The 25,136-nt window shown below is 41.5% G+C and carries 18 protein-coding genes, 1 pseudogene and 1 riboswitch; of the genes and pseudogenes, 4 read left to right on the top strand and 15 right to left on the bottom strand.

Annotated features, from left to right (window positions below; translation table 11 throughout):
• Positions 1-3 precede the first annotated feature (3 nt).
• The 4 genes from LG336_RS02175 to LG336_RS02160 all read right to left on the bottom strand — a co-directional run bounded on the left by LG336_RS02175 (position 4) and on the right by LG336_RS02160 (position 3,567).
• Entirely contained in the window at positions 4-735 is a 732-nt protein-coding gene (locus LG336_RS02175) for a MerR family transcriptional regulator (protein ID WP_404330939.1), read from the bottom strand.
• 136 nt (positions 736-871) lie between these two features.
• Positions 872-2,719: a hypothetical protein gene (locus LG336_RS02170; RefSeq protein WP_404330938.1), complete on the bottom strand. Its 1,848-nt coding sequence runs from the start codon at positions 2,717-2,719 to the stop codon at positions 872-874.
• Positions 2,709-3,035 carry a hypothetical protein gene (locus tag LG336_RS02165; protein ID WP_404330937.1) on the bottom strand — a complete coding sequence of 109 codons (327 nt, stop codon included), beginning with the start codon at positions 3,033-3,035 and terminating at the stop codon, positions 2,709-2,711. The genes LG336_RS02170 and LG336_RS02165 overlap by 11 nt, the downstream gene beginning before the upstream one ends.
• Positions 2,995-3,567, bottom strand: coding sequence for an RNA polymerase sigma factor (locus LG336_RS02160; protein ID WP_404333075.1), 573 nt, complete (start codon positions 3,565-3,567; stop codon positions 2,995-2,997). Before LG336_RS02160 ends, LG336_RS02165 begins: the two co-directional genes overlap by 41 nt.
• Positions 3,568-3,855: 288 nt before the next feature.
• Positions 3,856-3,932: riboswitch (glycine riboswitch) on the top strand.
• Between the two features lie 92 nt (positions 3,933-4,024).
• Here LG336_RS02160 and LG336_RS02155 point away from each other — a divergent pair.
• From LG336_RS02155 to LG336_RS02140, 4 genes are all read left to right on the top strand, one after another.
• Positions 4,025-4,300 carry an ACT domain-containing protein gene (locus tag LG336_RS02155; RefSeq protein ID WP_404330936.1) on the top strand — a complete coding sequence of 92 codons (276 nt, stop codon included), beginning with the start codon at positions 4,025-4,027 and terminating at the stop codon, positions 4,298-4,300.
• A gap of 17 nt (positions 4,301-4,317) precedes the next feature.
• Positions 4,318-5,679, top strand: coding sequence for a PFL family protein (locus tag LG336_RS02150; protein ID WP_404330935.1), 1,362 nt, complete (start codon positions 4,318-4,320; stop codon positions 5,677-5,679).
• A 110-nt stretch (positions 5,680-5,789) separates the two neighbouring features.
• On the top strand, positions 5,790-6,083 hold the full coding sequence (locus tag LG336_RS02145) for a hypothetical protein (RefSeq protein WP_404330934.1): 294 nt from the start codon (positions 5,790-5,792) through the stop codon (positions 6,081-6,083).
• An 81-nt stretch (positions 6,084-6,164) separates the two neighbouring features.
• The gene (locus tag LG336_RS02140; protein ID WP_404330933.1) at positions 6,165-7,082 is read left to right on the top strand and encodes an aldo/keto reductase family oxidoreductase; all 918 of its coding nucleotides are present in this window, start codon (positions 6,165-6,167) and stop codon (positions 7,080-7,082) included.
• Positions 7,083-7,263: 181 nt separating this feature from the next.
• Here LG336_RS02140 and mgrA read toward each other — a convergent pair whose 3' ends face one another.
• The 11 genes and pseudogenes from mgrA to LG336_RS02085 form a co-directional block, all read right to left on the bottom strand.
• Positions 7,264-8,259 carry an L-glyceraldehyde 3-phosphate reductase gene (gene mgrA / locus LG336_RS02135; RefSeq protein ID WP_404330932.1) on the bottom strand — a complete coding sequence of 332 codons (996 nt, stop codon included), beginning with the start codon at positions 8,257-8,259 and terminating at the stop codon, positions 7,264-7,266.
• Positions 8,260-8,368: 109 nt separating this feature from the next.
• Positions 8,369-9,739, bottom strand: a complete 1,371-nt coding sequence (locus tag LG336_RS02130) for an MATE family efflux transporter (RefSeq protein ID WP_404330931.1) — start codon at positions 9,737-9,739, stop codon at positions 8,369-8,371.
• Positions 9,740-9,897: 158 nt separating this feature from the next.
• Entirely contained in the window at positions 9,898-12,852 is a 2,955-nt protein-coding gene (locus LG336_RS02125) for a carbohydrate binding domain-containing protein (RefSeq protein ID WP_404330930.1), read from the bottom strand.
• A 138-nt stretch (positions 12,853-12,990) separates the two neighbouring features.
• Positions 12,991-14,328, bottom strand: a complete 1,338-nt coding sequence (locus LG336_RS02120) for a glycoside hydrolase family 30 beta sandwich domain-containing protein (RefSeq protein ID WP_404330929.1) — start codon at positions 14,326-14,328, stop codon at positions 12,991-12,993.
• Between the two features lie 20 nt (positions 14,329-14,348).
• The gene (locus LG336_RS02115; RefSeq protein WP_404330928.1) at positions 14,349-17,528 is read right to left on the bottom strand and encodes a cellobiose phosphorylase; all 3,180 of its coding nucleotides are present in this window, start codon (positions 17,526-17,528) and stop codon (positions 14,349-14,351) included.
• Positions 17,529-17,553: 25 nt separating this feature from the next.
• A complete protein-coding gene (locus tag LG336_RS02110) occupies positions 17,554-18,885 on the bottom strand; it encodes a GH1 family beta-glucosidase (protein WP_404330927.1) in 1,332 nt (443 codons plus the stop codon).
• Positions 18,886-18,904: 19 nt separating this feature from the next.
• Positions 18,905-19,399: pseudogene (locus tag LG336_RS02105) on the bottom strand (glycoside hydrolase family 16 protein); the annotation flags it as partial.
• Positions 19,400-19,414: 15 nt separating this feature from the next.
• Positions 19,415-19,711, bottom strand: a complete 297-nt coding sequence (locus tag LG336_RS02100) for a hypothetical protein (protein WP_404330926.1) — start codon at positions 19,709-19,711, stop codon at positions 19,415-19,417.
• Between the two features lie 195 nt (positions 19,712-19,906).
• The gene (locus tag LG336_RS02095; RefSeq protein WP_404330925.1) at positions 19,907-21,415 is read right to left on the bottom strand and encodes a response regulator; all 1,509 of its coding nucleotides are present in this window, start codon (positions 21,413-21,415) and stop codon (positions 19,907-19,909) included.
• Positions 21,408-23,267 (bottom strand): histidine kinase, encoded by a 1,860-nt coding sequence (locus LG336_RS02090; RefSeq protein ID WP_404330924.1) that lies wholly within the window; start codon positions 23,265-23,267, stop codon positions 21,408-21,410. Before LG336_RS02090 ends, LG336_RS02095 begins: the two co-directional genes overlap by 8 nt.
• A gap of 178 nt (positions 23,268-23,445) precedes the next feature.
• Positions 23,446-25,101, bottom strand: a complete 1,656-nt coding sequence (locus tag LG336_RS02085; protein ID WP_404330923.1) for an ABC transporter substrate-binding protein — start codon at positions 25,099-25,101, stop codon at positions 23,446-23,448.
• Between the last annotated feature and the right edge of the window lie 35 nt (positions 25,102-25,136).

Genomic DNA, 25,136 nt, shown 5'->3' with positions numbered 1-25,136 from the left:
GGTCTATTCCCGTATATTATACCAAACATAAGTTCGTTTGTGTGATGATGCAAACCCTTTTTGGATTAAAAACCGCCAAGAACACCCATGTCTAAAGACACGGGTGTTCTTGGCTTCTTCATAAAAGCATAGCCACTGTTTATGAAGGTCAGCCGCCCTTTGGGCCAATTCACTTGCTGGATTACCAATTGCATGCGCCTTTGCTAGTGTTTCTTTCACTTCTGCCTCTAGTTTTGTCACTTTTTCATAATCTTCTTGACTCATATTCATCAGTTTTGCGTTCGATTGATCCACAGCCTCGTCGCCATATAAATCACGAGCTTCTTTTCCATATTTCTTTTCATTATCGTCAACCAATTTCTTCTTAAAGCCTTTGAATTTCTCCTTATTCGACATTTCGATTCTCCCCTCTGATGATGCAATTGTTTTTTCGACATTTGTAATTAATAAATCCAATTGCTTCCGTTTCTCAATAAGTTGTTGCCGATGTTCTTTCAGTGCACTTGCTTCGTCAAATGTTGACGCAGTGACAATCGTTTTTATCATATCTAACCCCACACCCAACTCCCTGTAAAAGAGAATTTGTTGGAGCCTATCAACCTCGTTTTGCCCATAAATACGATAGCCAGATGAATTCACTCTGGCAGGTTTTAATAGCCCAATCTCATCGTAATAGCGTAAGGTTCTGGTACTGATGCCCGCCAAACTTGCGAGTTTTTGCACGGTGTACTCCATCCGCTCACCTCCTTAATTCAACAATAAACGTTTACGCTGCGTAAAGGTCAATGATTTATTATTACTTTTTGTATTTTTTACTAGACTAGTTTTTACAACTTGCTACGCACAAAAAAACGACCTATTATGATCGTTTTTAGTTTGAATCCTTTAATTTTAAGTACTTTTCATACCAATAATCGTATTCCTCCCAGTTGCGTTCTTTATGATAATAGTCTGCGAGTTCTAAAGTAACATCTGGGTCTTTTGAAACCTCAGCCCACTTGATTAGATAAGGTAAGACTGCTTCCGCCCTCGTCTTTCCTGTTTGCGCGGCTTCAATACCCATCATTCGAACAATCATCCTTAGACTATGATAATCATTTGGATTATTCGCATACTCATCCTTATACTTCTCAAACGCCTGCTCCACTTTTTTATCTAAAAATAGTTCATCCGCTTCTGTCATGTCCCTAGCGTGCAAATAAAAGAATGGGAGATTCCCTATACTATCTTCATTAAGCCGATATCCATTACTTTGCGTAATCATCTCACCATTTTGACTATAGGCCTTTACAGACCAGGAAAACTTATTTTCTGTGTTTGTAAAAGCGAGAATTGAAATGGGATCAACTGATGACCAATCTTCTGTATCTTCAAACATGACCCCAACCTGCTGGTTATACAGCTCTTCTAGTGGAACTGTTAGGGTATTTCCTGTAATGCCAGTTTTAAACACTGTTCCTATCGAACCTGAATCAAGTTCTACGCCTAAATGAATATCGTAATAAGCGGCACCCTCGACCGGTTCCCATTTGAACTCCATTGTGTCTGTTTCGATAGCTTCCTGGTTAACAGGCGAATGTAGCTCGAGCAAGGGATGAAAGGTTACCTCCAAACGCTCAGTTTCTTGCCCGTCAATTTGGATCCAATCTCCATATTCAACTGGCCATGTCCAGCCATCAATTTGGTCAAAGGTTAACCCTAAATAAAGCTGGTAGTTTCCAGGGATGACTCCGGTAAACTCAAAGTTTCCATCCTCATCTGTTATCACTTGATAAGGCTCATCCTCCAACACACTGTGGTTAACAGCCAGTTCTTGACGTAAAAACACTCCTGCAGAAGGAACCGATTTTCCATCACTACGGACAATCTTCCCTTTAACTGTAGTCACCCCATTGTTTTGCTTTTCCAGCGCTCGCTCTAAATACTCCTTCAAGGACAACAGTTGCTCAAGAGCGACAGGCGTTCCCACATCTGTATCCTCTGGATGAGCTCGTTTTTCTTCTTCCCATTGCTCGTTAAACTCCTGTAATTGATGAGTGACCAACTCATACCCCTCTTCTAATCGGCCTTCGCGAAGCATCACTTCCGCTTCAAGGCTAGCGAGCGAGCCGACTATATGATGATTTCCAGGAGTAACCTTTGTCTTTAACTCATCAATGAGCTCCTCAGCGGCTTCATAGTTTGACTGCTTGATGTGCAATTTAATTCGCTCGAGTTCCAGCTCTTCTAGATTAAACGAATATTGACTACTTGAATAACGTGCTGAGGCCTGCTTTAATACTTCATCGGCTTTTTCAAAGTTGGCTTCGCGCTGATAATAGTAAGACAACTGAGATGCTGCTGTGGTCAAATAACCATCAATCGGTCCTTTCGCCAAATACTCATTTAAAAACGGCAACTTTTCATCCCAAGTAAAATTTATTTCATGTGATTGATGGTTTACTTGAGTGGATGATGGCCCTACATATACATCAAACTGATGAGAAATTCCACCATCAATCATATATTTTTGAATGATTCCCCACCTTTGTTCTGGAAATAGCGACTTTTCTAATACTCTAAGAATCTTTTCTTTTCCATTCATTTCTCCTGCTGCAAGCTGCTTTCCGCCTACATACAATTGGGCTTGCGGAATAATGAAAACTGTTGTGATAGGAATAAAAAAGAGAAAGCCAACAACTGTAAGGATGATATGCTTCACTTTTAATCTAATTTTCATGAAGAACCACCGCTCTTTCTAGTTGATCCTTCCAGTAGATGTTGCCTCCAGCTTCCACTAACTCTTGGTGAGATAAAAGAGGTTGCGGATCATTTTCATTTGTAAACTTCCATATTCCCCACGATAAAAAGAGTAAGGTGACAGCGGTGAAAATAGGCATTAAAGGGACTTCAAACTCTTTATTCCAGATGCCAGAGAGCTTATTTTTCCACGTAACGGGGTTAATTCGGTTGAGAACATCTTCTTGCTTTGTAAATTTTACATATCGAAGCTCATCATCGAGCTTTTGTTTGATTATTTCTTTTTCCCGATTCATTTACACCTTCTCCTCTCTTTAAAATCTCTTTCAAATGAGACCGGCCCCTTGTTAACCGTGACTTTATCGTATTTTCATTGACATCTAGGTAATGAGCAATCTCATTAATTTTCATTTCGTTAAAATAAAATAAGATGATTGCTTCCCGATATTTATAATCCAATTCATGTATGGCAGCACCCAATTGTTGATTTTTCATCAGGTTGAGTAAATGTTCTTCCGGTCCTAAAAACTCTTCACCCTCCTGAAAACGTTCAATTAAACTAAAGGGAAGAAAAGCTTCCTTCCAGCTTCGTTTTCGTTGCTGTGACCGGCAGTGATTCACGAGTATAGAGGTCAGCCAGCTTTTTAATTTCCCAGGGTCTGCGAGCTGATAAATTCTATCAAAGGCCGTTATAAACGTATCTTGTACAACTTCCTCCGCAATTTGTTTATCCTTCAATAGTAAAATCGCTGTTCTCAGCAAATAATCACCATAAATATTCATCAGCTCAACTAAGGCAGATTCCTCTTTTCCCTTTAACCCCTCCACAACATCCAAACTGGCCCACCTCCTTTTTCCGAAACCTGTACTATATAGATGCAGGTAAATAAAAGATAGTTTCAAAATAACTCTTATTTTTATTAAAACAAGAGAAAGTACCCTGCACCATCAATATTTTGGATAGTACTGAGCCTCTCAGCGTTTTTTTTGTTGACCAAACCTGTAATTATTGTTAAATTATTTCATGTTAGAAGGATACGGTTTAAAAAGGATACATAAATAAATTTTCTACAACTAAATGAGCAAGCGATGAAGGTTATGGGTAACACTATAACTGGAGCAGCTTCTGGAGAGACCGCAGTTTGCGGCGCCGAAGGATTCACAATCTCAGGCAAAAGGACAGAAGAGTAACATCACTATTTGTTATTCTGATGCCTGATGAGATTGGAGAAAAAAACCAATCTCTTTTTTTGTATTTAAAAAAATTATTTTTGGGGTGAGTGCAATGAGTCAAAGAAGAGCAGTCGTAAGTGTAGTCGGAAAGGACCAAGTAGGCATTATCGCAAAGGTTACCACAGTCCTCGCAAACGAAAATGTAAATATTTTTGATATTAGTCAAACCATTCTACAAGACTTTTTCACAATGATGATGATTGTTGATGTAACGAATTTAGACAACCTTGAAGCTCTACAACAGAAGCTGAGCGACCTCGGGGACCCGCTTGGTTTAACCATCAACGTTCAGCTTGAAGAAATCTTCCATGCGATGCATCGTGTTTAAAGAGAGGAGAAACCATTATGAATATTGCCTTAAATGAAATGATGGAAACCATCCGTATGGTACAAATCGAAAATCTAGATATCCGCACAGTTACTATGGGAATCAGCTTACGCGATTGTGCCGATTCAGATTTTGAAAAAATGAACAAAAGAGTATACGAAAAAATCACTACTTATGCAAAAGACTTAAAAGAAACAGCTGAAAAAGCTAGTAAAGAATTTGGGATTCCGATTATTAATAAACGCATCTCGATAACGCCAATTGCTGAAATCCTCGGCAATGCTACTCGTGAAGAAGCCGTTCAGCTTGCCAAAACGCTCGACGAGGCGGCGAAAACACTTGGCGTCGATTTTATCGGAGGCTATTCTGCCCTTGTACATAAAGGAATTTCAAAAGGAGACCAAACCTTACTAGATGCTCTTCCTGAAGCACTGAGCGTAACGGAACGCGTTTGCGCTTCCATTTCCGTTGGAACCACTCGTGCTGGAATCAATATGGATGCGGTTCGGCAAATGGGTGTTATCATGAAGGACGCTGCTGAACGAACGAAAGATCAAAACGGACTTGCTTGTGCGAAGCTTGTTGTCTTCTGTAATCCTGTTGAGGACAACCCCTTCATGGCGGGTGCCTTCCATGGTGCCGGAGAAGGCGAAGCAGTGGTCAGTGTCGGAGTTAGCGGTCCAGGGGTTGTATTGAATGCCTTAAAGAGCTACCCAAATGCTGATCTCGGTGAAGTTGCAGACATCATTAAGAAAACCGCCTTTAAAATCACACGTGCTGGTGAGCTAGTTGGTCGTGAAGTTGCCAAAAGACTAAATGTTCCTTTTGGAATTATGGATTTATCCCTCGCTCCTACAAACGCACTCAACGATAGCGTTGCCGAGATTCTTGAAGAAATTGGCTTAGAGCGAGTTGGTACACATGGTACAATTGCCGCTTTAGCTTTAATGAATGATGCAGTGAAAAAAGGTGGAGCAATGGCCAGTTCTTATGTAGGTGGACTAAGTGGCGCCTTCATCCCAGTTAGTGAAGATAACGGAATGATCCGCGGCATTGAAGACAACGCCCTTACTCTTTCTAAGCTTGAAGCGATGACATGTGTTTGCTCTGTCGGTCTAGATATGATTGCGTTAACGGGAGATGTGTCGGCTTCAACTCTGTCAGCGATTATTGCCGATGAAGCCGCAATTGGGATGATTAATAAAAAAACAACGGCTGTCCGAGTCATTCCTGTACCTGGTAGAAACGAAGGGGAAATGGTCGAATTCGGTGGTTTACTCGGTCGCGCACCAGTAATGGGCGTGAATCCGTTTAGTTCAGAAAAAATGATTCGTCGAGGCGGACGGATTCCTGCACCACTACAATCCTTGATTAATTAATGATCTTTAGGTCGTAAAATCCTATTCAATTATTAACGGGCTTTAACCACCTGTTAATCCTTACCTTGAACGGACATACTACGGTATGAAGCGAAAGGAGTGGATAGGAATTGAACTTCGATTTAACTTCAATGACCGAACAAATGCCAGATTTTAATAATCATCTAGAAGCTAGAGAGTGGTTTACCTCACAATTCCCTAATCGTTTTCTCCTAAGGAGTGAGGATACTCTCGAAGGAAAAAGAGTTTACTTTTATCATGTCGTCAAAAATCCTGAAGTCTACCAACAGTATATGGAGAGCTTTTCAAAAACGGAAGGACATGAAATTACAAATCCGGAGACATTTGAAAGCTACTCTACCGTTGAAATAAGCGAAGATGGCGACATTAGCTTTTCTATATGAACAGTTTTCAGGCACCATCCAGTATATAACAGGGTGGTGCCTGAATCCGTTTTGTCCTAAACTAATAATGAGGTGATATCTATGAGAAAAATAAAATTAGGAACGAGCGATTTAGAAGTTTCATCCATTGCCTTGGGCTGTATGGGAATGGGGAAGCTTTCGAAAGAGGCTACAGCAAAAGTGATACATAATGCGTTAGAACTTGGTGTTGATTTTTTCGACCACGCCGATATTTACGGAAAAGGACAATCAGAAGAAGTATTTGCGGAGGCCATTGAAATGAAGCCCTCTATTCGTGAGAACATCACGCTTCAAACCAAAGCGGGGATCCGAAAAGGATATTATGACTTTTCGAAGGAACATCTTTTAGCTTCTGTTGATGGTAGCCTCCAACGACTAAAAACAGATTATATTGATGTGTTTCTCCTTCACCGGCCTGATGCCTTAGTGGAGCCTGAAGAAGTTGCCGAGGCATTTACCATCCTGAAGGAAAGTGGAAAAGTTCGCCATTTTGGGGTTAGCAACCATAATCCAATGCAAATAGAACTATTAAAGAAACATGTGGAACAGGACCTGATTATCAACCAGCTACAACTTAGCGTCATGCATACCGGAATGATTGACGCTGGGATTCAAGTAAACAACAATAACGATCAGGCAAGTAATAGGGATGGCAGTATCCTTGATTACAGTCGCTTACACGATATGACGATACAAGCATGGTCCCCATTTAGATATGGGCTCTTCGAAGGTCTTTTCATCGATAATGATGACTTCCCAGAGCTGAATGCAAAGCTTCAAGAGGTTGGCGACAAGTACGGGATCAACAAATCGGCTGTTGCGGTCGCTTGGATTTTACGCCACCCTGCCAAGATTCAAACCATTGTCGGCACAATGACTCCAGAACGACTTACCAAAATAGCCAAAGCGTCTGATGTTTTTCTTACGAGAGAAGAATGGTATGAGATTTACCGCGCGGCAGGGAATAAGTTGCCTTAACAAAATTCGGTAACGTAAAATTTAAAAGCTCCTCATTGATACATAAAATAATTGAGGAGCTTTTTGTTAGAGCAAGCGAATGACTGTTTTATTCATTGGCTCTGTTAAACATGGTTGATTTCCGCTCCAATCAACGTGTGAAAAATCAACAATGCACTTTAACACAGCCTATTCATTAAACCTATTTATCATTTAGAATTTCTTCAATCATCTTCAGTTCTTCTTTATCCAACTCAAGATTGTTCAGTGCAGTAACGTTTTCTTCAATTTGGCTCACCTTACTTGCTCCAATAAGGGCTGAGGTGATTTTCTGGTCCCTTAGCACCCACGCAAGGGCCATCTGAGCAAGGGACTGTCCGCGTACCTGGGCAATTTCATTTAACCTTCTTACTTTTATCAGAACTTCTTCAGTTACATCTCCTTCGTTCAAGAAACTGTTCGGCTTCAAGGCTCTGGAGTCTCCTGGGATTCCATTTGTGTACCTATTGGTCAGCAACCCCTGAGCCAATGGAACAAATGCAATCGCCCCGACTCCTTCCTCTTTTAATAAATCTGTCAGGCCATTTTCTATCCACCTATTAAACATAGAATAAGCAGGCTGATGGATCAGCAAAGGAGTGCCGAGGTCTTTTAAAATTCCGATTGCCTGCTTCGTTTCCTCTACACCATAATTGGACAGTCCTACATACAACGCTTTCCCTTGCCTGACGACATGGTCAAGTGCCACCATTGTTTCCTCTAATGGAGTTTCCGGATCCGGTCTGTGATGGTAAAAGATGTCGACATAATCAAGTTTCATCCTTTTCAGACTTTGGTCAAGACTCGAAAAGAGATATTTCCTTGAGCCCCAATCGCCATATGGCCCCGCCCACATACCATAGCCAGCTTTGGTCGAAATCACCATCTCATCACGGTATCCAGAAAAATCCTTTCTGAGAATAACACCAAAGTTCTCTTCTGCTGAACCTGGTGGGGGACCATAATTATTCGCAAGATCAAAATGGGTAATCCCGAGATCGAAAGCTCTTCTAATTAACGAACGACCATTCTCAAATGTATCCTGACCGCCGAAGTTGTGCCATAGTCCCAGGGAAAATGCCGGCAATTTAAGGCCTGATTTGCCGCACCTGTTATATGTCATCGATTCATAGCGATTACTATCTGGTTGATATGCCATTATTTAAAACCTCCGAAAATTCTATATTGTTTTTTCTACCATCCCAACGTGGCGGCTTTCTGATTTTCTTCCCATATTCTAACTTCTTTACTTTTTCCGCCTAAGAGGCTCATGCTGTTTGAACCCCGTCATCAACCAGGACCTTCTTCTCCCAGACACGGCTTCTCCATCTGATATACATGATGATTCCTCTGAACCATTCATCAATGATAAAGGCCATCCATATGCCCGAAAGGCCAAAGCCCATTGTGATTCCTAAAAAATAGGCGAGTGGAACACTGATCCCCCACATCGAGACAAGAGCCATCTTCACCGGGAATACCGCATCTCCAGCTGCGCGGAGAGAACTGATTACGACTATGTTGAAGGTTCTCCCAGGTTCAAGGATTAAACACAGGAGCAGAACCTTGCTTCCTTCCTTGATGATCTCCTTATTGTCGGTGAAGACCCCTAGAATTGGTTCTCTGATTGCAACGATTACCACGGTGATTGCCATGGTAATGATGATACTTAGTTTCAAGCTTTTTAATAACTGAAGGTAGGCTTTATCAAACTCTCTGGCCCCCACTTTGTATCCGATCAATATTTGCGTGCCCTGGCCTATCGCTATTCCGAAAAGCATCATGAATGACATGATGTTAAATGTATATACCCTTGTTGTCAGCGCAAAAGCCCCCAGCAAACCAATAATGACTGTAATCGCCATCTGGCTGGTGTTGTAAAGAACGTTTTCCCCAGCTGAAGGAATGCCGATTTTTAGGATTTTTTTAATAAAAGATTTATTGAAGTTCAAGTAATCTTCTAAAGCAATTTTTACTGGAAGCCTGCGGTATAGTAATCGAAAGATCAGAAGCACTGCGATCGCGCGGGATATGGCCGTTGAAATAGCTACACCCTGAACACCCATTTCTGGAACACCGAATAGTCCGTAAATAAATATACTGTTTCCGGCAAGGTGGATGATATTCATGACAATCGAAACCATCATCGCCTCTTTCGTCAACCCATTTGCCCGCAGGATTGCCGACGCAGTAACAAGGAGCGCCTGGGTAAACAAGGTTCCGCCAACAATCACCAGATATTGTTGAGCCAGACGGTGTATTTCTGGAGTCAGATTGAACATCTGTAAAAATGAATCGTTGAAACCGATAACAATAACACTGACCAGCACCCCAAATATTAGGTTAAGAGAAAGAGAGATACCTGAGACTCTCCGTGCGTCCTCCCTTAACCCGGCTCCCAGATTTTGAGATACAAGAACAGCAGTACCTGCTGCAACGAATCCAAAGATCAGAATCATGAAAAATATGAGCTGATTGGCTACTCCTACAGCCGCAACAGCTTCATCCGAAATATGGGATAACATGAATGTATCCGTGCTGCCCATTAGCATGTGCAAAAATAATTCTATAAAAATTGGCCAGGTAAGTGCTAATAGGCCAACCTGTTGAGACAGGCTGTTGTTTTTCTGTAAATTCATCTTGCTTTTCCACCTTTAAAAGTTCCCTATGTTTCGCAAAAGGGGGTATATTACGCTGGCCTCGGCTCATTTAACTGTGATTGTTAAAATTGTAAAGCGACGCAAAGGAAATGAAGGAAAAGAGGCAGAAAAAAGTTGCTGTTCTGCCACTTGAGAACTTAATTTTTTGTGATGCTTACATTGTCCAGAAAGACATTTGTTGCCGCGTTTCCACCTAAAATATTGCCTAGCTCAAAAACGATCTTTCCATCATCAAAGGTTTCTTCATTCATGATAAAGGTGAAGCTATACGTTTGCATCTCTGAAGTTAAATCCACTGTTTGAACTGGCACATAGTTAATGAACCAGGGGTCATTACTTAATTCCTTACCAATATTCACATTCATTTTCCTTGGCACGTCCGCCCTTGCATCAAACTCGACTGTATAGCTGGCACCATTTTCAAAAAGCAGTCCCTTTTGATATACCTGTGGAGCATATGCAGCACCGCCAACCTGAGAAATTTCAACCTTTAGTTCTTCGTTTTCAGCAGTCATTTCACCTACACCATATCCGCTCCACTGGTCGCCCCACCATGCGGACCAATCAGTTATTCCCTCTGAAAATGTCCCATTATCAATACCAGGTGTAGAAACGGACACAGGCTCGGGCTCCTGCTGGGACGGTGCGTCCTTTACTTTTAACACGACATCATCTATGAATACATCATGTATGCCGACTGGCGAGAGAGCATTTTTGCCTAGCAGCATCTTGAAGGCAGCAGCGTCATCGACAGGCATCTTGAATTGATGTGTGTATTGCTGCATTTGGTCACTAAGTGTAATCACTTCACTGAAATACCTGTGGTACTGTGCGTTTTCAACCGTAACCTCAGCCTCTCTCTCTTGTGTAGAGCGAGCCGCAAAGGAAAGTTCGTAGACTACTCCTTTAGCAAGCCTTAAATTACTCTGTTCCAACAGGACACTCCATGCTTCATTGCCTTCACTGGCAATAGCCATTTTTACTTCGCCACTTTCTGGCGCGATTTGGGCACTGGCATCAAAGTGCACATAATGTCCCCATGATGACAAACCGTTTGAAAAATCACCATTCTTCAATGGGTACAAATCAATGTTTCCATAATCCGGTATGTTTGATGTCTTAAGCAAAACTACATCATCCAAGTAGATATTGCCGTTCCCATCACCAAGATTAAAGACAATTTGTGCTTCTGGATCAGTTAGATCCTCAGGCATTGTAAATTCAAATGTTTTTTCTTCCATATTGGAAGTGAGCTCAATTGTGATAATTCCTGAGTAATTAGCCGTGCCGTCCTTATTCAAAAGGCTGGCTTGAATCGTTCTTGGTTCGTCTGCCCTTGCTTTCAAAGTAACCTTATAATCATTTCCCTTAACTAGATACATCCCTTGTTGGTTAAGCTGTACTGCTTCAGGGTTTTCGGCTCCATCTTCAATCGCCACATGGAGCTCTCGAGCGTTTTCAGAAACAGATGCCGCTGCAGCTGCATCATCGATTGAGAAATTCCAGAACATCAGCCGATCCATGTCGCCCTGGTCAAACGTGCCATTATAGACATGATTTCCATCTGGAAGCGGCTGTTTTGGTCCATCTACGTCTACAGGTGCCCCAGTGATATCCTCGACTCTTACATTGCCGATCCAGACTGGGTTCGTCCCGTTCCCGCCAAGATTGAATTCAAGCCTTGACGAGATGTCCGTTTCATTCAGCATATCAAAAGTGAATTCATAGGATTTGAGCTCGCTCGTAAGGTTGAATGACACTTCATTCGAATATTTCACCCAGCCACGTGAAGCACCAGCCCCAGCTTTGACCATGATATTCCTCGGTGCCGTTGATTTAGCGTCAAAGCTGACTTTATACTTTCCGCCATTGGCAAGCGAGATGTTTTGGATCATTTGCAAGGAGTAAAGCTGTTCCCCAGGATTCACGATATCCGTTTTTGCAAAATTAGTGCCATTAATGTCCCCGACTGAAAGGCTGCCAGCGCCTCCGAACTCTGGAAGATTCACAAAGTTCCAATACATAGGATCAAGTTCTACGCCTGGCTGATCCACTATTGTAACTGGCTTTTGGTAGTTTTGATCATAAACCAAGTTACCATCCTCAAGAGGCTGCTTCGCATCTTCAGGCAATATCACCGGTCCTGTTACAGGTTCAACTGCCTCACGGTAGTCACGTTTTTTCAGGTCGTATACTCTGACATAATCTACTTCCATTTGGCTAGGGAATTTCGTTGTCTCGTCAACTTCCCCGTCAAACCAGCCGCCAACTGCGAGGTTCATAACTAAATAGAATTCCTGGTCGAAAGGAGCAGGATAGGAAAAGTTTGCTGCATTATCCGTTCCTTTTGAATACCACTTGTTCTGAGTTTGGTAGAGTTCTCCATCTACATACCAGCGCAACTCTCCCGGTTCCCACTCAAGCGCATATGTATGCCACTTGTCGATGCCTCTATTTTTAGGAAGTTCAAATTCCTTGCCGGTATGCTTGTTGTTTGGCCAGCCTTCGCCATAGTGAATTGTCCCGGCAACTTTATTAGGCTTGCTACCCCATGCTTCGACGATATCGATTTCTCCTGAAGCCGCCCAGGTTCCGTATTTATCTTCCTCAGGAAGCATCCAGATCGCCGGCCAGAGTCCTTTACCTGTAGGCAGCTTCGCCTTGATTTCGTATCTGCCGTATTTTTTGCTGAACAGGCCCTTGGTCTTTAACTTAGCAGAAGTATAATCATAAGTGCCGAATTGATCAGTAACATGCTCTTTTTTCGCTTTTATCACCAGCTTGCCATCAGCAATAAAGGCATTTTCACTTGAATCCGTATAATACTCTTTTTCATTGTTTCCCCAGCCTGAGGTAATCCCATTTCCATCCTCGTCCACGATCCAGTTCCCAATATCATAGGTCCATTTACTTCGGTCGATTTCTGGGCCGTTGAACTCATCTGACCAGACGAGGGACCATTCTGATTTGTCAGACTTAACCGTTTGCTTCCCTGCAGCATTTTCATTGCTTTGCTTCCCGTCGGCTCCCGCGAATCCTGTAGACGGCAAAACAAGAAAGGCACTCAATAAAATGGCCAGTGTTTTTTTCAATCCAATTCCTCCTCCATCATTTTTTAAAATATAGATTACCCTAAAAAAACACCACCCCCTTTACGTAACAACAATTAAATTAAAATCGATTTTGTTATGACAAGGAGGCGGTTTATTTCAGTCTCTAACTATAGGTTTCTAGCTTTTTATAATGAAGGTGGTAATTGAATGTTCCGGCAGTTCGATGTCGGCAGTCTGACTTTCAAGGGAGATTGTAAAAGTTTCTGCCTTATCTGCATCATTCATCACCACTGCGACAATGGTGCCATCTTCATTTTGGAAGGATACCGCTTTTAAAGATTCATGATTAAGTTCATGTGCGATTCTTACTGCGTTTGGCTTAATGTACTTGCTGAAGTGTCCAATATAATAAAAGGAACTATTATAGTGGATTTCACCGGTTTTTGTATCAGCAATTACCGGTGCATCACAGTAATTGCCTACATGGTTCGGCCCGCCCTGTTCATTCAGGACAATATTCCAGTCAATCCAGCCTTCGAGCCAGTTGTTGATATCACCCATGATGTTCCTGGCATACCGTTCTCCTGTGTGCCAGGCACCAAGCTGGACTCCACCCTCGATACATCCTTCGGTAAAAATCAGATGCTTATCCGGAAAATCTTCATGGACCTTGCTTAAGTTCTCGAACTCCTCAGAAACATACCAGTGTAGCCCAGTACCCCAAATATATTTTGAAGCTTCAGCATCTGATAAAATCGTCTTTGCCCGCTCATAAGCAACATCACGATTGTGGTCCCAGATGATGATTTCCTTATCACCCAGTCCTTCCTTCTCCATGACAGGCCCTAAATGATTTTTAACGAAATCACGTTCTTCTTCTGCCGTATATCTGCACGAATCCCAAACCTGAGTTGCCTCAGGTTCATTTTGAACGGTGATTCCCCAAATCGGGATTCCTTCTGATTCCATCGCCTTGATGTATTTCGTGTAATACAAAGCCCATATGCTATAAAACTCAGGCTTCAGCTTTCCACCGTTATTCATTTCATTGTTTGTCTTCATCCAAGCTGGAGGGCTCCATGGAGATGAGAGAATCGTAAGCTCTTCTCCTCTCGCCTTCACCGCATCCCTTATGAGCGGCAATACGTATTTCTGTTCCCGTTCGATTGAAAAAGTCTTTAAATCAACGTCATTCTCTTTAACATAAGTGTAGTTCTCTAAAGCAAAGTCACAGCTATGGATATGGGTTCTGCCCAGGCTGTAGCCAAGTCCTGTTTCCTTGTTAAAATAGCTATCTATTATTTTAAGGCGGTCTTCTTCCAGAATCTGCGCAAGAGTATAGGCAGCCGCCTCAGTAAAAGCTCCCCCAAATCCCATGAAGCTTTGATACTTCGTTTCTGGATCAAGGTTCATGACGCTCTTTTGTTCGTCATTCTGGTCCGCAACAGATGCGTAACCCTTGTCAGCAAAGCGGTCACCGGTGTTTTTGGCAGTTTGGATTACTTTGATTTTCATCTATCAGCACCTCATTCTCATTAGTCTAAATAAACGTCTATTCTTGTAATTTCTCCATCTCGGACAGCATTTGCATACGGTTCAGTCAAGTGTGTGCCATCTATTGTGACCTCTTCACCATTAATATGAATCACATATCTTACGGTCTTGGCACCATCGATTCCGAAAGTGTTTCTCCCGGATGGATTATGGTAGGTTACCTGAGTCTTGCTCAGCAAAGTAAACTGTACATTTCCCTCTTCATCGAAAAGCCATGACGGCAATATTGGCTGCAGGCTTAATGTAAGCTCTTCTTCTTTGAATGCAAAAACCTCTTTGCCCATCATCATCGTTTGCCAGATGCTTAAAAATTCTGCAGTTGTCCCGCTTAACCTGGCGACAAATCCCTGTCCATGCACGCCTTCATCCGGGTTAACACTGCTGGCAATAAAGGAGGAGTTTTCAAGAATACTTCTTCCGTATACTTCCGCATCCATGAATGGTGGCAGCACAGAGGTCAAATCCTCAAAAAACTCTTCATATAATCCTGATTTCAGGACACTGAGCAGATATTTGAATTCCATATGCATGAAGATGGATTCGCGCTCAAGCCAGCCGGGGGTAAATGCTCTCGCTCGACCGATTTCATAAGTTTGCTCTTCCAATGACCCTGATGTTTTATACATTTTAAGCTTTGGATCATATATCTCAGACTTCCTCACATGTTGATAAGTCGACTGAGCTTTTTGTTTATCAGCACTCTTTAATTCCCTTGCTGGACCCTCAAGGAAATGTGGCAGCACAGACACTTTGAATTCGTTGACCTTGACGAACGGAAGTCCTTTTTTGCTCAACTGTTCGTTCCCGTTCACATCAACAACCTTTTCCCAGTTAACAGCTTCAAAGAAGAAATAGGTTGGAATCAGTCCATCACCAAGCTCTGTTGCTTTTTCAATTCCTGCCTTTGTCTTCAAAAGCATTTGTCTTGCATATCCTGTTAGCTTTTGTAACGGGATATTCTTTTCCGCACCTTCAAAGCCGTGTTTCACTGCTTCGCGGTACTTCTCACGAGCAGTCGATACCTGGTCCCAATAGTTGTAATCGTCCAGTTCGTCATTTTCAAACTGAACAAGAATTGAATGAACAGATTCAATCAATTCAGATACCTCTACAGGCAGTGCAATCTCAATTTCTCCACTTTCTCCGGAGGCAATGACAAAGTCAAGAAGACGTTTAAGCTCCAATGTCTCACTCATGGCTGAACCGAATAATCCAGGAAGACCATTCATTGAATCATTCCATCCAGGCTTATTTGCTTCCATTTCCACACCCATTCCATAAGGGTCCAATGTAGAAAACTTTAGCAGTGCCAGTGAGAAGAGTTTGCTGTAAAGGTTTGATGTGTAAAATTCCCCTTTTGGCGTCGTCACCCAATTTGAGCCTTGCTGATGTCCGAATTCAGTAACGGCATCGTATTGGCGGACGTTACCGTTTGCTTGGACATATTTTTCCGAACGCCGATTCACAAATACAGGACTGTGGAAATATTTGTAGCTGGAATCTTCAAATAAAAGACCCGTTTTGTTTTCTGGGTAAACCTTCAAATAATTTTCAATTAAATCCAGATTATACGTCCAGTGGTCCATCCAGTAGCCTTCTCCAAACTCAGCCTCAATGTTTTGGGTGCTTCTTGAAAGGATGTTTTTCAAAAGATCTGGAAGTGATACAGCCAAATGAATATCACTGTCAGAAATGGTTTGTAGCAAATCACCTGGTGTAAAAGTTCCATTTAGCTTCTTCTTGATGAATTCAGCTCCCGTTTCATCCGATACAAGTTCATCCAGCCATGACCAGTCGGACTGATCCTTCAGTTCAAAGCTCGCTCCTTTTACCACAAGCGGATTATATCCATCTGCCTGAATCAGGCTCATGAACAACTTGATATTGTAATCTCTGGTTTCCGGATGGAAAAACACATCATTCCGTCGGTTTTGGTTGACATCCCGGAAGTTTCCATTGCCCTGTGAAAAGAATTCAGGTGCAAGCGAGAAGAAGTTATAGTCCCTCTCAAGATCTCCATGCTTGCGGGAAAATACATAATAAGTAAACGGAGAATCGTCTGTTTCCAAGCTAATTGGGAATCCGCCACGCAGCACATTATCGAGATAGCTTTGGCTAACATAAGCATCAAATAGCGGTGAAGCCGTTTTTGTCTGCACATCCTTCGTAATCCCGGTTACAAGACTTTGGGCTTCTTCAAATTTTCTTTCCATATATCCGTTCGCCATTATTTCTGCTGCTTTTTCATTGATAATTTCAATATCCTTCACATGGCCAACCAGAGTATGGAAGGATATTTCCTCCCTTTTGCCAAGCACTCTGCTAACACCAGAAAAACCACACGGTACTTTATTGGATGTAACTGGAGTAGCACTTGAAATCTCTTCAATTGACTTACATTCAAACTCATCAGGATAAGAGAGTGAACTGTTAGACCCAAAAACAAGGTCGGCATCGACAATTGGGGTGATCAAATGACCTTCATCAGTAAAACTCAAGTAAAAGTGTCCTTTCGAAATCTCTTCAACTTCTGCTGAGTCATTTGTTGATGAACGGACTCTATAGTATGGAATCCGGTTTTCAAGATTGAATACATCCATCCAACTTTTCAGCGTATTTCCAACTGCTTTGTAAGCTGCATCGTCAATGCCAAATGGAATGATCGCCGGCAGTCCATCAAGCAACTCCAGTTTGATTGATTCTTCAGAAAGATTTTCAACTTCAACCTTTCTTACCAAAGCACCAAAGTTCTCGTTAGGCAATGTGAAATACGTAATAAGTGTTTTCAAACCGTATCGGTGATTGACTTCCTCTATTTTCAACTCATTTTCTTTTATATACATCGTTCTCGTTCGTTCTTTCTTGCCTCCAAAAGACGAGAACGGTTCAATGATGCTCTCTCCATTCAATTTAAAAAAGGTGCGGAAACCATTGGCTGCTACACGTTGATACGCCTGGTTGGCCGGGAAAAACTCTGTGATGGCATGATTTTTATCCTGGACACCGAAGCTGACCATTCCCTGTCCGCGGTTTACGTAAAAAGCCCAAATCGGTATCCCGTATAGTCCTGCTAATCCAGGAAGGAAGCTCGAGAAGGTTTTTGCCTGATCGAATTCCTCAATTACAAGGTATTGATTTTCATCAAATCGGTATTTTTCCATTATTATCACTCCAAAGGTATTGGATTTAAATTGAACGTTCCTTGATGATTTCAGCATAGCGGTAACCGCTGTCCTTTAGGACTCTCTCCTGTGTTTCAAAGTCGACATAGGTAATACCGAACCGTTTTTCATAACCAAATGCCCACTCAAAATTATCGAGTAATGACCATAAGTAATAGCCGGCGATATTCATGCCCTCTTCATTAAGCTCTGCAACCGCTTGGATATGCTTTTCAATATAGTCCTGCCTGTCAGGGTCATGAACATGATTGTCCTCAGAAACCTGATCTTCGAAGGCAGCACCATTTTCAGTGATATAGATTGGCAGTTTCGTATACTCTTTACGCAGTCGGCGAATCAAGTCTTTGAATTCAGCAGGCGAAATATCCCAGCCCATCCCTGTCTTCGGATAGTCAGAATACGCATTCTTGTACAGGAAATCTGAGGCAGCATTGAACTCAACATAGCCGCGGCTGTAAAAATTGATACCGAATAAATCACATGCGATTGAAATCCTCTCCAAATCCCCTTCCTGGATAAAGTCGTAGGAGTGGACATATTTGGAGAACAAATTCATCATGTCTGCAGGATAAGAGCCTTTTAGCACTGGATCAAGGAACCAGCGATTAGAATAACCGTCCGCATTATTAGCCGCAAGTTGGTCGTTGGCTGAACTGCTCGCAGGATACATCGGCGAAAGGTTCAGTGTGATGCCAATTGGTGTTGCCGAAGCAAACTTCCTTTTTAAAAGCTCAACCGCTTCACCATGCGAAAGCAAAATATGATGGACTGCCTTTAACGCTTCATCCATATTGGTGTGCCCTGGGGCGTGAATTCCCTGATGGTAACCAAGGAATCCTGCACACCATGGCTCATTGTGGGTGATCCACATATCTACTTGATCATCAAGTTCCTCAAAGCATTTTTCTGCGTACTCAATGAACCAATTCACAGATTCCCTATTTGTCCATCCGCCCTGTTCATGAGCCCACATCGGTAAATCCCAATGGTAGAGTGTAACAGCAGGCTTGATTCCATTTTCAATCAAACGTTTGATTAAATTCTTGTAAAAGTCCATACCCGCTTCGTTATATTTTCCCTGCTCGGGAAAAATCCTTGGCCAGGCAATCGAGAAGCGATATGAATCAACGCCTAATGTCTTTAATATCTCGATGTCCTTTTCGTATAAATGGTAATGGTCACATGCGATATCCCCGTTATCCATATTAATGACTTTTCCAGGTGTCCGGGAAAACGTATCCCAAATGGAAAGGCTTCTGCCATCTTCCTGATAGGCACCTTCAATTTGATAGGATGATGTTGCTGTGCCAAAAATAAAATTCTTTGAAAATCTCATTCATTATTCACCTCTAATTTTATTTATCTACTCTCTCATAAACTTTGATGTAATCAACTGTCATCCGCTGAGGAAACTGAGTTGTTTCATCAGGATATCCAGGCCATTTCCCTCCAACAGCAAGATTCAGCTGGAGGTAAAATTCCCGGTCAAACGGTGCAAATCCAGGTTGCTGTTCCTCTGATTCGAGAGCCTTGCTGAACCATTCAGTCCGCCTTGCGTACAGGATATCGTCTACATACCATCTGAATTCGCCTGGTTCCCAATCAAGAGTAAAAACATGAAAGTCATCGGAGAACTTTTTAGCTTCAGGAAGCGTATAGTTTTCTCCTGTGTAGGTGTGAGGCATGCCATAATGAAGCGTTCCATAAACAGTACCTGGTTGATGGCCGATCAGCTCCATGATGTCAATTTCACCGCAGGCTGGCCATCCAGTATACTTTTCCATATCCTCTGGCATCATCCAGATTGCAGGCCAGATTCCATGGCCTTCAGGCAATTTAGCCCGAAAGGAAAATCGTCCGTATTTTCAGGCTGCCTTGCCTCTGGTCGTCAATTTAGCGGATGTATAACCCATCCCGTTATACTCTTCATTCCTGGCCTCAAGAACGAGCATGCCATTTTCGATTCGCGCGTTTTCTTTCCGTCTTGTATAGTACTGGGATTCTTCATTCCCGAAACCAGTGCCAGCCTCAACAAAATTCCATTTGTTTTCATCTATCTCAGAAAGATTAAAGTTCTCTTCCCAAACTAACTTCCACTCCGCTTCAGTATTTGAAAGCGTCATCATTTCTTTGCTTAATTTTTCCTGATTTTTTGACTCCACCTAAACCGCCCCTTTCTGAAAAACTGACTGAGTCGAACAAAACATATCTCAATTCCTATTCTACCTTTGCCAGTCTTGTATCTTGAGATAGAGAATTTTGTTTAGGGTGTCAATATTTTAGAACAGCGTACTTCCCTGTGAAAACACTTCCCCCAAAAACCTACACAAAAAAAAAGAGAGCCTATTGAGCCCTCTTCATCCATTCATCTCCCGATATTCTTTTGGAGAAATTCCTTCTACATCACGAAACACCCGCGCAAATTGCTTTGGATTTTTGTAGCCTACCATCTCACTAATTTCCAGTATCTTAAAATCGGTCTCCTTCAGCAGCCGCTTTGCACTTTCTACCCTGACCATTTTTAAGTAGTCGACAAAGTTTTGTCCAATATACTCCTTGAACATATGGCTGAAATAGGAATAATTCAATGAAATGTAATTGGCAACTACAGCTAAATTCAAATCCTTATGGTAATTTTCCCTAATATATGCTATTGCCCGGTCCATGTACTTTTGCTCTGAATACACTGCTTTTACCTGTTTATTGTATTCATGGATTCTCATCAGTAAATCCTCGAGGGCATGGAGGTATTCGTGGAAGTTGTCAAAGTTATAGATATTATCTATCTTATTTAAAAGCTCGAAAGTTACTAGAGATTCTTCCCCCAGCCTCTTAAAAAAGCTTTTAAAAATCCTCTCATTGATTTCCTCGTTAAGGTCTTCAAGATAGCTAATGCTACTGTGAGCAATGACATCGAAGTCCATAACCTGTCTCAGGTTCGCTTTAATTTCCATTTCACGTTCTGTTCCTAGCATATTGGAAATTTTATTGATTAGATCCAATGGGAGAGAGGATACGTCCTGTTTCTCCTTTATATTTTCATATAAAATAATCTGTCGACGCGGATAAAGGAAATGATACTTGATCGCAGTGGCTGCCTGACCATATGTTTTTTTCAATTCTCTTATATCCTGCCCCTTTTCGCTAATTCCAATAGTGAAAATTGACTGTTTGTCCCTGCCAAGCTGTTCTTTCAGAATGGAGAATTGCTCAAAGTCTGCTGAAATGATCGTCACTCGGCCGTCTTTATCAAGAAATGGAATATTGTCACTGCTCGAATGGAGCAGCTGATTGATCTTATTAAGAAAATCCTCTCCCTCTACATCTCCATCCATCTGAATGATTCCCACATAGTATCCATCCGGATAAGATTGGATTTTCATTTTCTTATAAAGATCTTCCACAACCTCTTGTTGAATATTAGGGTTAAGCAAAATGTAATTCAATTGATTGGCGCGATACTCATCTAGGAGCTGGTAGGTCATTTTCTGGCTGTTTTCCAGTTCTTCTATAAGGGTATTCAAGGTTTTGAATAACTCCGCCCGGTTTACCGGCTTCAATAAGTAATCCTTTACCTTATGTTTGATCGCTTCCTTGGCATACGTGAAATCATCATATCCGCTGAGGATTACAATCGATGTTTCTATTTCTTTTTGTTGGAGCTCTTTGATTAATTGGATACCGTCCAGCCTTGGCATCTTAATATCTGTGATGACGATATTCGGTTTGTTTTCCAAAATGCCATCAAGGGCTTCCTGACCATCCGCAGCAATAAAGGTTTCAAAATCCGGATATTCTCGCTTTATCATCGCTTGTATACCCATTCGAATATTTTTCTCATCGTCAGCTATAAGAACTTTATACACTTCGGCTGCCCCCTCTCATGATTTTACAAGGCAATTTTACCGTCACCATCGTGAATTCGCCTTTCTCACTTGTAACAAACACTCCATACTCCGTTCCATAGTAAAGCTGGATTCTCTCATTTACATTGTGTATTCCTATGCCATTTCCACCTTTAGAGCTGAGATTTTGATTTCCCGCCCCTGTTTGAATGGATAAGTTAAGCAACTCACACTCTTCTTTTGTCATGCCCACACCATTATCGTTTATCTCAATGATGATATAATCCTCTGAACATCTCGCATTCACCTGCAGGATGCCTTCGTTTTTCTGGTGCTTGGGAATGATTCCATGTTTAATCGCGTTCTCCATAATTGGCTGCAGCGACATTTTCAGTACTTCATGATCATGCAGTTCATGAGGGACATCAATTTTCAAGGTTAGCAAACCATCCAAACGCAAATTCATGATATCCACATAGTTTTTTATATAATTCAGCTCTTCATCTAAAACTACAAAGTCATTCTTCCATTTAAGATTGTAACGCATCATTTCACCAAGGGAGGTCACAGCATCAGAAATAGCGTACTGCCCTTCTATTTCTGCCATCATCTTGATGTTTTCCAATGTGTTATAAAGAAAATGCGAATCAATTTGGGTTTTCAGAGCCTTTAGTTCTGTTTCTTTAGCAGTCGCCTGCTTGTTGACAGCTTCGGCTATCAATCCATTCATTTTACCAAGGAGACTTTTAAAATGAAATGCCAGCTCCGAAATCTCATCCTTTCCATCAATCTCAACATCAACAGAAAAGTCGCCTTGTTCTACCCGCTTCATTGAATCTTTCAATTTGTACATTTTCTTCAGTAGCAACGAAACCAGAACATAGGTTACAAAAGAAAGAATAATAACAAGAAAGATTATTCCGATAAAAATAACATTCCTCGTCTTGGAAGTTTCAGCATAAAGACCTTCAAGCGAAATAACATTCAGCAGATATGCATCCAGATCATCAATATAGGCAGTGATGACAAGATATGGAGTTTCATTGTTTTCAAATTGAAAACTGCCAGTACCTTCATGTTTTGATTTGTTGAATTTAAGTTTGAGATCTTCAGGGTCAATGCCCTCATCTTCAAAATAGGTGTGATAGAAATTCCTGATCATGTTGTTATCCTTATCAATGACCACATAGACCGAATCAGGGTCCTGCACCGTTCCGAACATCTTAGGGAAAAAGTTTTTCAAGAACATATTGATTTCTATGATGCCCAGGTGTTCATCCTTTGGATAATCCAGTTCCCGTAACAATGAAATTTTCGCTGTGTTTTGCGATGGCAGTCTCTCAAGGACATCATCTGTCTGCTGGTCAAACCACCACACCTCCATACCATTCCTGTTAATGACCTCTTCTCTCCACGGCTTTTGCATGATTCTTTCCTCTTTAAAAAGAATTGGCCACATTTCGGTTATATATGGATTGGTGGTATACAGGCGGATATTTTCAATTGCCGGGTTATTAGTCTGCAGCCTGGTTACATTCGATAGCTCATTCATTCTAAAGTCAATTAACTGATCAATATTAGCTTCGTTCCTACTTTTAATAAAGTCAATGAATTCGAAGTCAGAAACGACCATTTGAGCAGTCCGCCTCATCGTCTCTATATTATTCTTTATGTGGATTTTCTCGATTTCCAGAGCATTTTCGCTCTTGATGCTGATTTCGTCAATCGATCTGTCGTATACATTCCTGAAATATATAGAAGTAAAAATGATAATAGGAATGATGATAATAATGATATATAAGGCAATCAGCTTTTGTTGCATGGAAAGTCGCTCTAGCAAATTTGCGGCCTCTTTAATTTTTTTCAAATTCATTTGTTATCACTTCCATCATTTATCCACATATAAATTATAAACCTTAATTATGGTACATAATGTGGTAAAGGGTTTCAATATATTGAAATTTAGCAGGAAACTTACACTATTCAAAACAGGAATAGACTGCCCCTTCAAGAAATTTAATTCTCAAAGGAACAGTCTTTCCAAGTGTTATTTAATTTGCTGCATCAAGTTTCTCTTTGTTCTTTTCATAAATTTCTTGCTGATACTTTTCTACTTTTTCATAGCCGAATGAATCACGTTTCTTCAGGAATCCTTCAAAAATTTCATCGAATTCTTTTTCGGATTTTGCCAGAAGAAGCTTAGGCAGTGTTTTGCCCCATTCCTGTGCGATCTTGCTTGCTGCTACACCTTCTGCAGAAGTTCCAGTCGGGCTGATCCCATCAAATTCCGCATAGCTGACTGTTTTTCCTTTTGTCCAGTCTTCCATTTGCTTGAATGGTTCAGAAGCAGGAGGTGCCCATGCAAGGCTCATGTTTGTATCCATAAGCATCCAGTATTTGAAAGAAGCTCCATACTGCTGGTCAAATGCTGCGCGATCCTTATTTAATAAATCCAATATCTCAGGCTTGAATTCGGGCTTGCCGTTCACCATGTCATACGTTTCGCCTTCTTTACCCATGTAAAGATCCATCTGTCCTTCTTCACTGATCATGTAAGTCAAAAATTGAATAGCTCTTTCTTTGTCTTTTACATCTTTAGAAATCAATGTCACTGTCCAGCCTGAGATGCTGTCACCTGCTAACGCAGGGCCGTCTCCATTAGAGTTTGCTGGTCCGTCTACTGCAATATACACTGAATTTGGATCCTTCGCATACAATGCGTGCTGTTGTGCTGCAAGGTCACTGCGCTGGTAAAGCATTGCGAAGTATCGGCCCTGTGAGATTTTCTCTTCCATTTGCGGGCGTTTATCAATGAAGATATCCTTCGCAAGAAGTCCCTTGTCATTTGCTTCTCTGAAAGTCTTTAACCATGCAAGATACTCCGGATCCTGGCTGCGGTCATAAACCTTCCCATCTTTATCCATTGGAATATTAAGGAAATTTTGAAGATAGGCTTCAAGAGAAGTATTACCTACATCAGTAAACTCATTCAAACCGAACGGAATTAAAGGTGCACCGTTCACCTCAGGGAATTTCTTCTTAGCAGCTTCAAGAGCATTTAGGAATCCTTCAGGAGTGCTCATGTCAGGGCTGCCGATTGCTTCATACATATCCTTTCTCACAAGGAATGTCTGGTTTGATGGCTTAAGGTCTTTATATTTGTCAAAGTCTTTAGGCGAAGATGAAGCATTTGGGTATCCATACGTATTGCCATCTTCTTGTTTATACCATTCGATCTTTGCTCCATCTGCTACTTTATAAAAATATGGATCATATTGATCTGCAAGTTCATTTAATGGAAGGACTAGCTCACCTTCAATCATCTTCTTAACAGCATCTTCCCACCAGCCAATTGTGATGAAATCTGGAAGCTTGCCAGAAGCGATCATGGTGTTCATTTTCTCTGCTTCGTTTCCTGCTGGTGAGATGAAATTGACAGAAACACCCGTTTTATCCGTCACATACTTGGAAACAGCATCGTCGCCCCATTTATGTGCGAACCAGGAAAAGTTCACATACCAATCAAATGTAATTGGTTCCTTATTGGATTGCCAGCCTGGTGCATCAGCCGTCGCCTTTGGTTTGTCCGCGTCCTTTTTGTCGGAAGCGTTTTCATTTACCTTACCGGAACATCCTGAAAACAATGCTAAAACCAATGACAGAACAAGCAATAGTGCAAAGCCTTTGGATAAGAATTTTCTCCCCATTTTTGACCCTCTCTCTTTTGTGTGATTTTGTGTTA

It is taken from the genome of Mesobacillus maritimus (genome assembly GCF_044803185.1).
In the GTDB taxonomy this organism is placed as follows: Bacteria; Bacillota; Bacilli; order Bacillales; family Cytobacillaceae; genus Mesobacillus_B; species Mesobacillus_B maritimus_B.
This window is presented reverse-complemented; position numbering and strand designations above follow the sequence as displayed.